General features: G+C 69.5%; 12 protein-coding genes. 2 read left to right on the top strand and 10 right to left on the bottom strand.

All coding sequences use genetic code 11. The annotated features are described in order from the left end of the window. Window positions 1–34 precede the first annotated feature (34 nt). A complete protein-coding gene (locus tag AC5RUW_RS05700) occupies window positions 35–1,414 on the bottom strand; it encodes a dipeptidase (RefSeq protein WP_494159807.1) in 1,380 nt (459 codons plus the stop codon). Between the two features lie 30 nt (window positions 1,415–1,444). On the opposite strand from AC5RUW_RS05700, the gene AC5RUW_RS05695 reads away from it, so the two are divergent. Further along, window positions 1,445–2,041 (top strand): DUF3043 domain-containing protein, encoded by a 597-nt coding sequence (locus AC5RUW_RS05695; RefSeq protein ID WP_494159806.1) that lies wholly within the window; start codon window positions 1,445–1,447, stop codon window positions 2,039–2,041. Between the two features lie 97 nt (window positions 2,042–2,138). Here the strand turns inward: AC5RUW_RS05695 and AC5RUW_RS05690 are convergent, their stop codons facing one another. Beyond that, window positions 2,139–3,206, bottom strand: a complete 1,068-nt coding sequence (locus tag AC5RUW_RS05690; RefSeq protein ID WP_494159805.1) for a quinone-dependent dihydroorotate dehydrogenase — start codon at window positions 3,204–3,206, stop codon at window positions 2,139–2,141. An 84-nt stretch (window positions 3,207–3,290) separates the two neighbouring features. On the opposite strand from AC5RUW_RS05690, the gene AC5RUW_RS05685 reads away from it, so the two are divergent. Further along, entirely contained in the window at window positions 3,291–4,340 is a 1,050-nt protein-coding gene (locus tag AC5RUW_RS05685; RefSeq protein ID WP_494159804.1) for an alpha/beta hydrolase, read from the top strand. Window positions 4,341–4,383: 43 nt separating this feature from the next. Here the strand turns inward: AC5RUW_RS05685 and AC5RUW_RS05680 are convergent, their stop codons facing one another. The 8 genes from AC5RUW_RS05680 to AC5RUW_RS05645 form a co-directional block, all read right to left on the bottom strand. Then, window positions 4,384–5,187 (bottom strand): isoprenyl transferase, encoded by an 804-nt coding sequence (locus tag AC5RUW_RS05680; RefSeq protein ID WP_494159803.1) that lies wholly within the window; start codon window positions 5,185–5,187, stop codon window positions 4,384–4,386. Next, complete coding sequence (gene recO / locus AC5RUW_RS05675; RefSeq protein ID WP_494007070.1) at window positions 5,180–5,932, bottom strand: DNA repair protein RecO; 753 nt, start codon at window positions 5,930–5,932, stop codon at window positions 5,180–5,182. The genes AC5RUW_RS05680 and recO overlap by 8 nt, the downstream gene beginning before the upstream one ends. 10 nt (window positions 5,933–5,942) lie before the next feature. Next, the gene (leuA, locus tag AC5RUW_RS05670) at window positions 5,943–7,685 is read right to left on the bottom strand and encodes a 2-isopropylmalate synthase (RefSeq protein WP_494159802.1); all 1,743 of its coding nucleotides are present in this window, start codon (window positions 7,683–7,685) and stop codon (window positions 5,943–5,945) included. A gap of 176 nt (window positions 7,686–7,861) precedes the next feature. Next, window positions 7,862–9,367, bottom strand: coding sequence for an LCP family protein (locus AC5RUW_RS05665; RefSeq protein ID WP_494159801.1), 1,506 nt, complete (start codon window positions 9,365–9,367; stop codon window positions 7,862–7,864). 149 nt (window positions 9,368–9,516) lie between these two features. Then, a complete protein-coding gene (gene era / locus AC5RUW_RS05660) occupies window positions 9,517–10,446 on the bottom strand; it encodes a GTPase Era (RefSeq protein ID WP_494159800.1) in 930 nt (309 codons plus the stop codon). Continuing rightward, window positions 10,439–11,755 (bottom strand): hemolysin family protein, encoded by a 1,317-nt coding sequence (locus AC5RUW_RS05655; protein WP_494160197.1) that lies wholly within the window; start codon window positions 11,753–11,755, stop codon window positions 10,439–10,441. The genes era and AC5RUW_RS05655 overlap by 8 nt, the downstream gene beginning before the upstream one ends. A gap of 20 nt (window positions 11,756–11,775) precedes the next feature. Next, window positions 11,776–12,249 (bottom strand): rRNA maturation RNase YbeY, encoded by a 474-nt coding sequence (gene ybeY / locus AC5RUW_RS05650; RefSeq protein WP_494159799.1) that lies wholly within the window; start codon window positions 12,247–12,249, stop codon window positions 11,776–11,778. After that, window positions 12,246–13,319 carry a PhoH family protein gene (locus tag AC5RUW_RS05645; RefSeq protein WP_494159798.1) on the bottom strand — a complete coding sequence of 358 codons (1,074 nt, stop codon included), beginning with the start codon at window positions 13,317–13,319 and terminating at the stop codon, window positions 12,246–12,248. Before AC5RUW_RS05645 ends, ybeY begins: the two co-directional genes overlap by 4 nt. Window positions 13,320–13,420 lie beyond the last annotated feature (101 nt).

Below are 13,420 nucleotides of genomic sequence, written 5' to 3'. Positions count from 1 at the left end.
CTTTCATTTCCCCCGGCAGCGCCGCGGGCCCGTCCTAGAGTGAGGCCAGCAGCAGCGCCTCGGCGAGGATGGCGTTGCGGAAATCACCCAGATGCAGCGACTCGTTGGCACTGTGGGCGCGCGAATCCGGATCCTCCACGCCGGTGATGAGGATCTGCGCCTGCGGGAACACCTCGGTCAGGTCGGCGATGAACGGGATGGAGCCGCCCATGCCTGCTTCCACCGGCTCCGTGCCCCACGCCGTCCGGAAAGCCTCCAGCGCGGCCTGCGCGGCGGGTGCCGTGGTGTCTGCGGCGAAGGCGTTGCCCTGCTCCCCCGGCAGCAGCCGGACCCGGGCGCCGAAGGGGGCGTGGGCGGCGAGGTGGCGTTCGACGGCGGCCATCGCTTCCGCGGGGTCCTGCCCGGGCGCCAGACGCAGGCTGAACTTGGCCCGGGCCGAGGGCTGGATGGTGTTGGAGGACATCGCCACCGACGGCACGTCGATCCCGATGATCGACAGCGCCGGCTTGGTCCACAACCGTGAGGCCAGGGAACCGGACCCGGCCAGCTGCACGCCGTCGAGCACGGACGCATCGGCCCGGAAGTCCGCCTCGGGGTAGTCCACCTCGGCGTCGTCGTAGGCGACCAGCCCGTCGATGGCGACATTGCCCTGATCGTCATGGAGAGTGGCGATCAGCCGGGCGAGCAGCGTGGGCGCGTCCAGCACCGGTCCGCCGAACATTCCGGAGTGCACGGCGTGGTCCAGCACCCGCAGCTCGATCGTGCCGTCCACCAGCCCGCGCAGGCTGGTGGTCAGGGCCGGCACCCCGACCTTCCAGTTCGAGGAGTCGGCGACCACGATGACGTCCGCAGCGAGCAGGTCGCGGTGGGTTTCCAGGAAGGTGCGGAAGGTCGGGGACCCGGCCTCCTCCTCGCCTTCGATGAACAGGGTCACGCCGACGTCGGTCCCGGCCTCGGCCAGGGCGCGCAGCGCGGCGACGTGGACCATGATCCCGGCCTTGTCGTCGGCGGCGCCGCGGCCGTACAGCCGGCCGTTCCGCTCGACGGCCTTGAACGGCTCGGTCTCCCACAGGTCGGGGTCCCCGGGCGGCTGGACGTCGTGGTGGGCGTAGAGCAGCACGGTGGGCCTGCCGGGCGCGGCGGGGCGGCGCGCCACGACGGCGGGACCGCCGGGGCGGCCGTCGTTGTCCACGCGCAGGACGCGGACGTCGTCCAGGCCAAGGCCCCGGACCAGGTCGGCGACGGCGGCGGCACTGTCGTCCAGCCGGGCGGGGTCGAAGGAGTCCCAGGCGATCCCGGGGATGGCCACCAGGGCCTTGAGCTCCTCCACCGTGCGGGCAAAATCAGCGTCGATCCGGGCGCGGAGGGTGTCCGCGTCACGACGCACGGGGTGTTCTTCGGCGTGTGAAGTCATAGCAGCACCCTACTCGGGTATTCTTGGTGGGTGTTCGGACGAAACAAGGAAGCGCCCACCGCGCAGGAAACCGTAGACCAGCGAGCTGCCGAGGCGGAGCCGGCGGCAGGCAAGGCCGCGGGCAAGGGAGCCCCCACGCCGCGCCGCAAGGACCAGGTTGCCGCGCGGAAGCGCCCGCTGGTTCCCAATGACCGCAAGGCGGCCAAGGACGCCTCCCGCGAAGCCATGCGCCAGGAGAGGCTGAAGACCCGCCAGGCCCTGGAGACCGGCGACGAGCGCTACCTTCCCCTGCGTGACAAGGGACCCAAGCGGCGCTTCGTGCGTGATGTGGTGGATGCCCGGTGGAACGTGGGCGAGTTCCTCATGATCGCGGCCCTGCTCTTCGTGGTCCTCACCTTCATTCCGAACCTCACCCTGCAGAGCCTGGTCATGATGGTCTTCTGGGTGCTGCTGCTGGTGGTCATCGCTGACAGCCTGCTGCTGCGCCGGAGCCTGCGCCGTCGGCTCACCGACAAGTTCGGCGGCCCTGACCGGGGCGATGTCTGGTACGGCATCTCGCGGGCCCTGCAGATGCGCCGGCTCCGCCTGCCCAAGCCCCAGGTCCGCCGGGGCCAGTACCCGAACTGAGGCGCGGACGCCTCAGGCCCGATGCATAGAGAAGGGGACGCCGTGCGGCGTCCCCTTCTCTATGCATCGGATCCCTGCGTATCGGATCCCTTTCGGCTTAGCGGCCCCGGGCCAGGCCCCGGTTGATCCGCGCCGCCCAGAAGGGCCCCTCGTAGAGGAAGGCCGTGTAGCCCTGCACCAGCTTGGCGCCGGCCGCCAGCCGTTCGCGCACGTCGTCGGCGGACTCCACGCCGCCGACGGAAATGATGTCGGGCCCGTCCTCCCCCAGCGCCGTGTGGAGCCTGCGCAGCACCTCAAGGGACCGCTGCTTCAGCGGAGCCCCGCTCAGCCCGCCCACCCCGCAGGCCATGACCTGCTCCGGGTCCGAGGCCAGGCCCTGACGGGTGATGGTCGTGTTGGTGGCGATGACGCCGTCGAGGCCCAGGTCCAGGGCCAGCCGCGCGACCGCGTCAATGTCTTCGTCGGCCAGGTCGGGGGCGATCTTCACGCAGAGCGGCACCCGCCGCCCCGCGGCCTCATCCGCGGCGGTACGTACGGCAGTCAGCAGCGGGCGGAGGGCTTCCACGTCCTGCAGCAGCCGCAGGCCGGGAGTGTTCGGCGAGCTGACGTTGACCACCAGGTAATCCGCCTGGGGCGCGAGCAGCCGGGCGCTGGTCTCGTAGTCCGCGACGGCGTCGGCCAGGTCCACCGCCTTGGTCTTGCCGATGTTGGCGCCCACCACGGGCCGCGGCCGGCCGGCCCGGCGGGCCAGCACGTCCCGGGCCTTGGCCAGGCGGGGCGCCACGGCAGCGGCGCCGTCGTTATTGAAGCCCATCCGGTTAATCACGGCCCGGTCCTCCACGAGGCGGAAGAGCCGCGGCTTGGGGTTGCCGGGCTGCGCGCGGCCGGTCACGGTGCCGACCTCGACGTGGCCGAACCCGAGATTGGCGAGGGCGGCGACGCCGGAGCCTTCCTTGTCGAATCCGGCGGCCAGTCCGAAGGGCGAGGGGAACTCGAGCCCCAGGGCCTCGGTCTTCAGGGAACGCGACGGGCGCGTCAGCCGCCGCAGCGCGGGGCCGGCCGGTGTCAGCGCAGCGGCCCGGATGGCGGTGAAACCGATCCGATGGGCCAGCTCGGGGTCCATCCCGGAGAAGACAAGGCGGAAGAAAGCGGGATAAACGCGCATGGTTAAAACGATTCCACGCCCCCGGTCCGGGGCCAAATCCGGCACGTCACCGAGGTCGGATATTGGTCGGATATGCTCGGTGACATGGGTCTGAACTGGGAGCCCGACATTCTTGGCGAGGGCTACCGCTGCCTGACGCTGGACCTCGGCGAAGACGACGAGGGGCCGCTCGCGGCCACGCTCGTCAGCTTCACGCCGGACCCCGTGGCGGAGCGCCCGGGCGAACGGCTGCGCCGGACGCTGCGCTCCCTCCTGCCCGGCACGCGCCGGGATCCCGAGCCGATCCATGCCGTCATCTATGTGCACGGCTGGGCGGACTACTTTTTCCACACGGAGCTCGCCGAGTTCTTTGCCGGGCACGGAATGTCCTTTTACGCCCTGGACCTGCGCAAGTACGGGCGCTCACTGCGTGAGGGGCAGACCGAGGGCTTCGTGAACGACCTGGCCGAGTATGACGCCGACCTCGAGGCCGCGATGGCCGCCGTCCGCCTGGACCTGCATGATCGGTTGGGCCCGCAGGTGCCGGTGCGGATCAGCCTGATGGCCCACTCAACCGGGGGCCTGGTGGCGAGCCTGTGGGCGCACCGCAATCCCGGGCGGATCGAGGCGCTGATCCTCAACAGCCCGTGGCTGGAGCTGAGGGGCAGCTCCATGGTCCGCGGTGCCGCCGCCGGACTGCTGGAGCCGCTGGCGCGGATGCGGCCCAAGGCACGCCTGGTCCTGCCGGAGCTGGACTTCTACTGGCGCAGCATCAGCAGCGAGGCCGACGGCGAGTGGGATCCGCATCCGGTGTGGAAACCGCGGATGAGCTTCCCGGTGCGGGCGGGCTGGATCTCCGCTGTCCTGGCCGGGCATGCGCAGGTGGCCAAGGGCCTGGACATCCGGGTGCCGATCCTGCTGCTGGCCTCCGCCCGCTCCACCATTGCCGCGAAGTGGACTCCGGATATGACCGAGACGGATTCCGTCCTCGACGTGTCGGCGATGGTCCAGCGCGGCCTGCTGCTGGGCCCGGAGGTCACGGTCTTCCGCTTCGACGGGGCGCTGCACGACGTGCTCCTGTCCGCCCGCCCGGTACGCGATCTCGTCTACACCCGGATGGGCCGGTGGCTGGACGGCTTCATTCCCCGGCCCTGAGAAGCCACGAAAGGGCCGCCCCCTCCCCCGGCGCGCACCGGGGTCAGGCGGTTGCGGCCTTGTCCACCGCTCCCCCGTACCGCCGGTCCCGGCGGGCGTAGATCTCCACCGCTTCCCAAAGGGTCCGCCGGTCGACGTCGGGCCAGAGGGTGTCCATGAACACCATTTCCGCGTAGGCCGACTGCCAGAGCATGAAGTTGGAGAACCGCTGCTCGCCCGAGGTGCGCAGGAAGAGGTCGACGTCGGGCAGGTCCGGTTCGTCGAGGTAGCGCTGGATGGTCTTTTCACTGATCGAGCCGGCGCGCAGCTTGCCGCGCTGGACGTCGGCGGCGATGGCCGCGGCGGCGTCGGCGATCTCCGCCCGGCCCCCGTAGTTCACGCACATGTTCAGGGTGCAGGTGGTGTTCCCCCTGGTCTGCTCCTCGGCGACCTCCAGCTCCTTCACCACCGACTGCCAGAGCCGGGGACGGCGGCCGGACCAGCGGATCCGCACCCCCCACTCGTCGAGCTGGTCACGTTGGCGGCGCAGCACATCGCGGCTGAAGCCCATCAGGAAGCGCACCTCCTCCGGGGAGCGCTTCCAGTTCTCGGTGGAGAAAGCGTACACGGACACGTGCCGGATGCCGATCTCCACGGCGCCGGCCATCACGTCCAGCAGGGCGGCTTCGCCGGCCCTGTGGCCTTCGGTGCGGGGCAGGCCGCGCTGGTTGGCCCAGCGTCCGTTGCCGTCCATGACGATTGCCACGTGGTTCGGCACCAGGGCAGGCGGCACCGTCGGGGGGACGGCGCCGGAGGGATGGGGCCAGGGCCGTACCGGGACGGACTTCTTCGGGTGCACGCTAGACACGCTCCACATGTTGTAGGGACTTGATGACCCGCTCAAGGTGCCACTGCAGGTACGCGGCGACCAGGCCCGCGGATTCGCGCCGCGGCTGGGCGTCCGCGGCATCGGCGGCCGCCCAGTCGCCCGTGAGCAGGGCCGCCAGCAGCGCCATGGTCTCACCCGATGGCGACGCCGCTCCCGGCGGCCGGCACGCCGCGCAGACCGCCCCGCCCAGGGCGGGCGCGAAGGCGCTGTGCGGGCCGGGCGCGGAGCAGCGGGCGCAGTCGGTGAAGCTGGGCGCCCAGCCGGCGGTGGCCAGGGCGCGCAGGAGGTAGGAATCCAGGATCAGCTCCGGGGCGTGCGCCCCGCGGCTGAGGGCCGCCATGGCGCCCAGGACCAGGTGATAGTGCGCGGTGGCCGACTCGCCGTCGACGTCGGTAAGCCGCTCGGCGGTCTCGGCGATGGCAGCGGCCGCGGTGTAGCGGGCGTAGTCGGCGGCGATCGGCCCGGCATAGGCACCGCGGGTCTGGACCTGCGTCACGATGTCCAGGGTCCGGCCATGCGTGAGCTGCAGGTCCACGGCCATGAACGGTTCCAGGCGGGCGCCGAACTTGCTCGAGGTCCGGCGGACCCCCTTGGCCACCGCCCGGACCTGCCCGTGGGCTCGGGTGAGCAGGATGACGATGCGGTCCGCCTCACCCAGCTTGTGGGTGCGCAGGACCACTGCTTCATCCCGGTAGGTCCGGGAGGCAAAGGATTTGGGGGCCACTCTCGCTATTCTAGGCCCGGTCGCGGATAGCCCGGTTGACCGAGGAGATCACGGCCTTCAGCGCCGCCATGGTGGTGTTGGCGTCCAGGCCGACGCCCCACAGGACACGCTCCCCCACCGCCAGTTCCACATAGGCGGCCGCCTGCGCGTCGCCGGCTGCGGACAGGGCATGCTCGGTGTAGTCCAGCAGGCGCACGTCGACGCCGTCCTCGGCGAGCATCTGCAGCAGCGCGTCGATCGGGCCGGTCCCGAAGGCGGTGCGGCGGTGGGCGGTGCCGTCCGCCACGAGGGTCGCGTTCAGCCGGAAGCTGCCGTCCTCCGCCGTGTCGGCGTTGGCAGCGGCCAGCCGGTAGTGGCCCCACGGCTCGCCGTCGGAGTCCTCGGTGACCGGCAGGTACTCGTCCTGGAACACCTTCCACAGCTCCGCACCGGTGATTTCGCCGCCGGCGGTGTCGGTGCGCCGCTGGATGACGCCGGAGAATTCGATCTGGGCACGGCGCGGCAGGTCCAGGTTGTGTTCGCTCTTGAGCAGGTAGGCGACACCGCCCTTGCCGGACTGCGAGTTGACCCGGATGACGGCCTCGTAGCTGCGGCCGATGTCCTTCGGGTCGATGGGCAGGTAGGGCACGCCCCACTGCATTTCCGCCACCGGGGTGCCCTGTGCCGCGGCGTCGCGTTCCATCGACTCGAAGCCCTTCTTGATGGCGTCCTGGTGGGAGCCGGAGAAGGCGGTGAAGACCAGGTCGCCGCCGTAGGGCGAGCGTTCGGGGACGGGCAGCTGGTTGCAGTATTCGACCGTACGGCGGATTTCGTCCATGTTGGAGAAGTCGATCTGCGGATCGATGCCCTGGCTGAAAAGGTTCATGCCCAGGGTGACCAGGTCGACGTTACCGGTGCGCTCACCATTGCCGAACAGGCAGCCTTCGATCCGGTCGGCGCCGGCCAGGTACCCCAGTTCGGCGGCGGCGACCCCGGTCCCCCGGTCGTTGTGGGGGTGCAGTGACAGGATGATCGACTCCCGGTTGGCCAGGTTGCGGTGCATCCATTCGATCGAGTCGGCGTAGACGTTCGGCGTCGCCATCTCCACGGTGGCGGGCAGGTTCAGGATCATCTGCCGGTCCGGGGAGGCCTCGAGGACATCGGCGACGGCGTTGGAGATCCGCAGTGCGAAGTCCAGCTCGGTGCCCGTGTAGGACTCGGGCGAGTACTCGTAGGTGATCTCGGTTCCGCGCAGCTGCTCCTCATACTTGCGGCACAGCCTGGCGCCGGTCAGCGCGATGTCCACGATGCCGTCCTGGTCGGTGTTGAACACGACCCGGCGCTGCAGCACGGAGGTGGAGTTGTACAGGTGCACGATGGCACGGTCAGCGCCTTCGAGGGCGTCATAGGTGCGCTCGATCAGGTGCTCGCGGGACTGCGTGAGGACCTGGATGGTGACATCGTCGGGAATCCGGTCCCCCTCGATGAGCTGGCGGACGAAGTCGAAATCCGTCTGCGACGCGGACGGGAAGCCGACCTCGATCTCCTTGAACCCCATGCCGACCAGCAGGTCGAACATCCGGTGCTTGCGCTCGGGGCTCATGGGATCGATCAGGGCCTGGTTTCCGTCCCGCAGGTCCACCGCGCACCAGCGCGGGGCCTGGGTGATGACCTTGTCGGGCCAGGTCCGGTCCGGCAGGGAGACGTCGATCTGGTCCTGGAAGGGCACGTACCGGTGGAAGGGCATCTGGGAGGGCTGCTGTGCGTTGCGCATGGATCTGCCGGCCTTTTCTCTTGGAGCTGGGGTACTGCGGCCGGGCAACACAAACTCCGCGACGAGGGTTCGGCCTCTGCGTGGTTCGCTTCAGGCCTCGCCGCGGCAGCTAAGAAGAAGGAGCTCTGCGCGCACGTCGTCAGACTAACACGCAGTCCGCGCGGGGTGCGGAACCGCTAGTAACCAAACGCGGTCTGGCACGTAACCTGATCGGCGGTCTGGCCGCTGAGGTCGCCCAGCCCGCCGGTCCCGCCGTCGGCAAGCCGGTCGCCTTCGGCGAAGTCCTGGCCCACCTGAACCAGCACGCCGGTGAATCCGGTCCCGGCCGCAACCTGCACTGCCGGGAGGTTCAGGGCGGCCGCGACCTCGGCCGCTGCCTCCTCATAGCCGGGGCTGAAAAAGACCTGCGTCGCCGGGTTGGCCAGGGCGGTGCTGCCGCCGGCCACGGCCTGGGTGAACCCTTCACCGAGGAGGAACTCGGCCAGCTCGGCGTCGCGGTTGCCGACGGCGGAGGCGTCCAGCAGCGAGACGGGGACGGCGGCGCGGTCGACGGCGGGCGTCTCCTCGGTGGGTGCGGCGGTCGCGGTCCCCTCCGGCTCCGGTTCGGCGCCGCCGGTGATGTCCTCATCGTTGACCAGGGCGTCGAAGAGCTCCTGCGACGCAGGTTCATTGAGCACCAGGCGGTTGGGATCGAGGTCGTAAGGCACCACCGGGGCCGTCACGAAGGCCACCCGGCCCAGGTCGACGTCCTTGAGCCGCCCGGCCAGGCCGACGAGGGTGGGAATGTCGGTGAGCTGTTCGTCGACGGTGAGGTTCCGGGTGATCGTCTCGGCGATCGAGTACAGCTTCGGGAGGTTGTTCAGCGTGTCCTCGGACTGGATCTTGCGGGCCATCGAGGAGAGGAAGCTCTGCTGGGCACGGATGCGCCCTTCATCGCCGCCGTTGCCGAACCCGTGCCGGGTACGGAGGAAGGCAAGGGCCTGCTCGCCCTGTACGGTGCTGACGCCGGCGGGAATGTTGAGTCCGGACAGCGGATCGTCCACGGCCTGGTTCACGCAGACCTCCACACCGCCCAGGGTGTTCGAAAGCTCCTCGACCGCATTGAAGTCGGCCATCATGAAGTGGTCGATGCTCAGCCCGGTGAGCTCGTTGATCGCTGCAACGGTGCAGCCCGGCCCGCCGTTGCCCAAAGCGCCGTTCAGCTGGCCCAGCTCCATGGCCGGATAGACGGTCTGGGTGTCGGGATCGGTGCAGGCCGGCAGCGGTACGAGCAGGTCGCGGGGGAAGCTGACGACGGTGACGTGCTCCCGGTTGGCCCCTAGGTGCACGAGCATCATGACGTCGGAGTTGTTGGACTCCTGGCCTTCGCGGTTGTCCGTGCCCAGGACCAGGATCTGCAGCGGATCGCTTGCTGCGGCGGCAGGGGCTGCGTTGTCGTTGCCGCTGAGGTCCAGGGGCCGGGTATCGAAGTTGTTCTGCAGCCGGATCAGCTGGATGCCCACGAACGCCAGGCCGGCAACGAGCACCAGGGACAGGGCGGCTGCGACGGCCTTCAGCGCGGGGTGGCCGGAACCGCCGCCCCGGCCAAGGTGGCGGCCGCCGGACACGCGGGCCCGGCGGACTGAAGGCTGCGCGGACCGTGTGGAGGAACCGGCTGCCGATGAGGCACGGCGCGAGGACATGGCCGATCCCTTCACTCGGAGAAACTAATGCTGAACGGAGGACAGTGTACGGCGCGAATCTGGGAGAACGTACGGAACCACGCCCGCAGAAGTCCGCCGCCGGGGGCACCGGCGGCGGACATTTGTGTCGCAGATCTCAGCGCGTGAGGTCAGAACCCCAGTTTGACGAGCTGCTTGGGGTCCCGCTGCCAGTCCTTGGCCACCTTGACGTGCAGGTCCAGGTAGATGCGGGTGCCGAGCAGGGCCTCGATGCTGCGCCGGGCGTTGCTGCCCACCTCGCGCAGACGGGAGCCGCCGCGGCCGATGATGATGGCCTTCTGCGAGGGCCGCTCCACGTAGAGGTTCACCCGGACGTCGAGGAGCGGATTATCCTCGGAACGGCCTTCACGCGGAACGATTTCCTCGACCACGACGGCGAGCGAGTGCGGCAGCTCGTCGCGGACGCCTTCGAGCGCCGCCTCGCGGACCAGTTCGGCCACCATGACGGCTTCGGGCTCGTCGGTGAGTTCCCCGTCGGGGTACAGGGGCGGGGACTCGGGCATGTGCGAGACCAGGACGTCTGAGACCGTGTCGACCTGGAAGCCGTCGGCGGCCGACACCGGCACGACGTCCGCCCAGCCGCCCTCCCCCAGCACCTCGGTGCCGAGGGCGGTGACGGCCATCAGCTGCTTCGCCAGGGCCGCGCGGTCAACGAGGTCCGTCTTGGTCACCAATGCGACGACCGGCCTGCCCCGCAGGGCCGCCAGCTGGTTCGCGATGAACCGGTCGCCGGGCCCAACAGGCTCGTTCGCCGGCAGGCAGAACCCGATCGCGTCCACCTCGGACAGCGTGTCGGCGACGAGGTCATTCAGCCGCTGGCCGAGCAGCGTACGCGGACGGTGCAGTCCGGGCGTGTCGACGAGGATCAGCTGGGCGTCGGGCCGGTGCACGATGCCGCGGATGGTGTGCCGGGTGGTCTGCGGCTTGGCGGAGGTGATGGCGACCTTCTGCCCCACCAGGGCGTTGGTCAGGGTCGATTTGCCCGCGTTGGGCCTGCCCACCAGGGAGACGAATCCGGCTCGGTGCTTCTGCTCAGTCATTACGTGGTACCAGTTCTGTCGTGTGGGAGCGGTCACCGGCACCGGCATCGGCGTCGGTTCCGCGGTTGTTGTCGGCTGCCTGCGGCGCGCGCCAGGCCAGGACGTGGGACACCCGGTTGCGGCGTCCTTCCAGCCGTTCGGCGTGAAGCCGGATGCCGTGGATATCGGTTTCGCTGCCGACGATGGGCACCCGGCCCAGGGACTTGGCGAGCAGCCCGCCCACCGTGTCCACTTCGTCGTCTTCGAGCTCCACCCCGAAGATCTCACCCAGGTCATCGATGCCGGTCCGCGAGGAGAGCCGGAACCTGCCGTCGCCGAGGTCCTCGATCTCCGGGCGTTCGGAGTCGTATTCATCGACGATTTCGCCGACGATCTCCTCGATCAGGTCCTCGAGGGTGACAAGGCCGGCGGTTCCGCCGTACTCGTCGATCACGATCGCCACGTGGGTTGATTCGCGCTGCAGCTCCTGCAGCAGTTCGCTGACCGCTTTGGATTCGGGCACGTACCGCACGTCGCGGAGGACCTCGTCGACCCTGCGGTCGAGCGCTTCGGGCGGGTGTCCGTGCAGCTGGGCGGCAACGTCCTTGAGGTACAGGATGCCCAGGATCTTGTCGGCGCTGTCCTGGATCACGGGGACCCGGGAGTAGCCGGAACGCAGGAAGAGCGACATCGCCTTGCGCAGCGTGCTGCCGGACTGGATGCAGACCATGTCGGTGCGCGGCACCATGACCGAACGCACCTTGGTGTCGCCCAGTTCGAAGACGGAGTGGATGAACTCGGCTTCGGCGTCTTCGATCATGTCGGCCTCCGAGGCGCGGTCGACCAGTTCACGGAACTCGTCCTCGGTGAGGAAGGCCGCGTCCTGGCCCTGGGCGCCCGGCGCGACGGCGGTACCCACCCGGACCAGCCAACCCGGCACGGGGCCCAGCACGCTGCGCAGCACGCGCACCAGGCCCGCGGTGAGGACCACGACGCCGGACACGTGCCGGCGGCCGATCTGGCGGGGCGATACCCCGACCAGGACGAACCCGACCGCGGCCATGGTGACCGTCGCCAGCAGTCCGGCCAGCCAGATGTTGTCGAGCAGCAGCTGGAAGACAGTGGCCACTGAGACCGCGGTGGCCATCTCGAACCAGACGCGCCAGAACCGCAGCGCCTGCATATGCGCCACCGGCGCGTCGAGGATGCGTCGCAGGGACCCGCCGGAGCGGCCTTCGAGCAGGCCTTCGGCGTCATGCCGGGGCAGGTAGCTGTAGGCGGATTCGGCGGCGGTGAGCAGTCCCGCAAGGACCACGAACACCACCGCCATGGCGATCAGGACGCCGATGCTCAACTTCGGGTCTCCCGGGGTGCCTCGGTGCCGAGGTAATCCCCCAGCAGCCGCCGCTGCAGCCCGAACATCTCCCGTTCCTCCTCCGGCTCCGCATGGTCGTACCCGAGCAGGTGCAGCAGTCCGTGGGTGGTCAGCAGCAGCAGCTCCTCACGCAGGCCGTGGCCCGCGGCCTTCGCCTGTTCGGCGGCAACCTGCGGGCAGAGCACGATGTCGCCGAGCATCCCGGCGGCGGCGGGCCGTCCCGGGGTGCCGGGGCGGAGCTCGTCCATGGGGAAGGACATCACGTCGGTGGGCCCGGGCAGGTCCATCCATTCAATGTGCAGCCGTTCCATGGCGGGCTCGTCCACTAGGATGATGGACAGTTCGGCTTCCGGGTGGACGTACAGCGCCTCGAGCAGGTAGCGGCCCAGCCGGGCGAGCTCCTCCTCGTCGGAGGGAACGGCGGACTCGTTGTTGACCTCGATGCTCATCGCGGCTCCCTGCCGTCACGGGGCGCGGACCTGCGGTCACGTCCGCTGCGCGGCGCGGCGGCTTCCTGCCGTGCCTTCCGGTTCTCCTCGTCCCAGGTCCCGTAAGCGGTGACGATATCGCTGACCAGCCGGTGGCGGACGACGTCGGCGGCGCTCAGCTGGGGGAACGCGACGTCGTCGACGCCCTCGAGGATCTGCTGCACCACGCGCAGGCCGGAGACCGTGCTCCCGGGCAGGTCCACCTGCGTCACGTCTCCGGTAACCACCATCTTCGAGCCGAAGCCCAGGCGGGTCAGGAACATCTTCATCTGTTCGGGCGTGGTGTTCTGCGCCTCGTCGAGGATGATGAACGCGTCGTTGAGGGTCCGGCCGCGCATGTACGCCAGCGGGGCGACCTCGATGGTCCCGGCCGCCATCAGGCGCGGAATGGACTCCGGGTCCATCATGTCGTGCAGCGCGTCGTAGAGCGGGCGCAGGTACGGATCGATCTTGTCGCTCAGCGTGCCCGGCAGGAAGCCGAGCCGTTCCCCGGCCTCCACCGCGGGGCGGGTGAGGATGATCCGGTTCACTTCCTTCTGCTGCAGCGCCTGGACCGCCTTGGCCATGGCCAGGTAGGTCTTGCCCGTGCCGGCCGGTCCAATGCCGAAGACGACCGTGTTGCGGTCGATCGCGTCAACGTAGTTTTTCTGGTTGAGCGTCTTGGGCCGGATCGTCTTGCCGCGCGTGGAAAGGATGTTCTGGGTCAGCACCTCGGCGGGCCGGTCGGCGCTCTGTTCCCGCAGCATGATGACCAGCTGCTCGAGCACCTGGGGGCTGACGCGGGTTCCGCTGCGCGCGAGCACGCGGATTTCGTTGACCAGGCGGTCGGCCTGCCCGACGTCGGCAGCGGGGCCGGTGAGGGAGAGCTCATTGCCGCGCACATGCAGGCTCATCTGCGGGAAGGCGGCCTCGATCGTTTTCAGCGCCTCATCGTTGGCGCCCAGAGACTGGACCATCTGTTCGGTGGAGTCAAAGACAATGGTGCGGGTTTCCGTACCAGGAATTCGCGTTCCAGCTGAAGATTCGGTCATAAATGCGGCCCTGGAAGGCCTTTCATCGCCCCTTAGGAAGTATGGATGCCGGTGGCTTCCGGCGTGGTCGGGGTCCGGCGCCGGTCCGGCGGCGAAGCCTC

The organism is Arthrobacter sp. Y3222053 (genome assembly GCF_059092805.1).
This window is presented reverse-complemented; position numbering and strand designations above follow the sequence as displayed.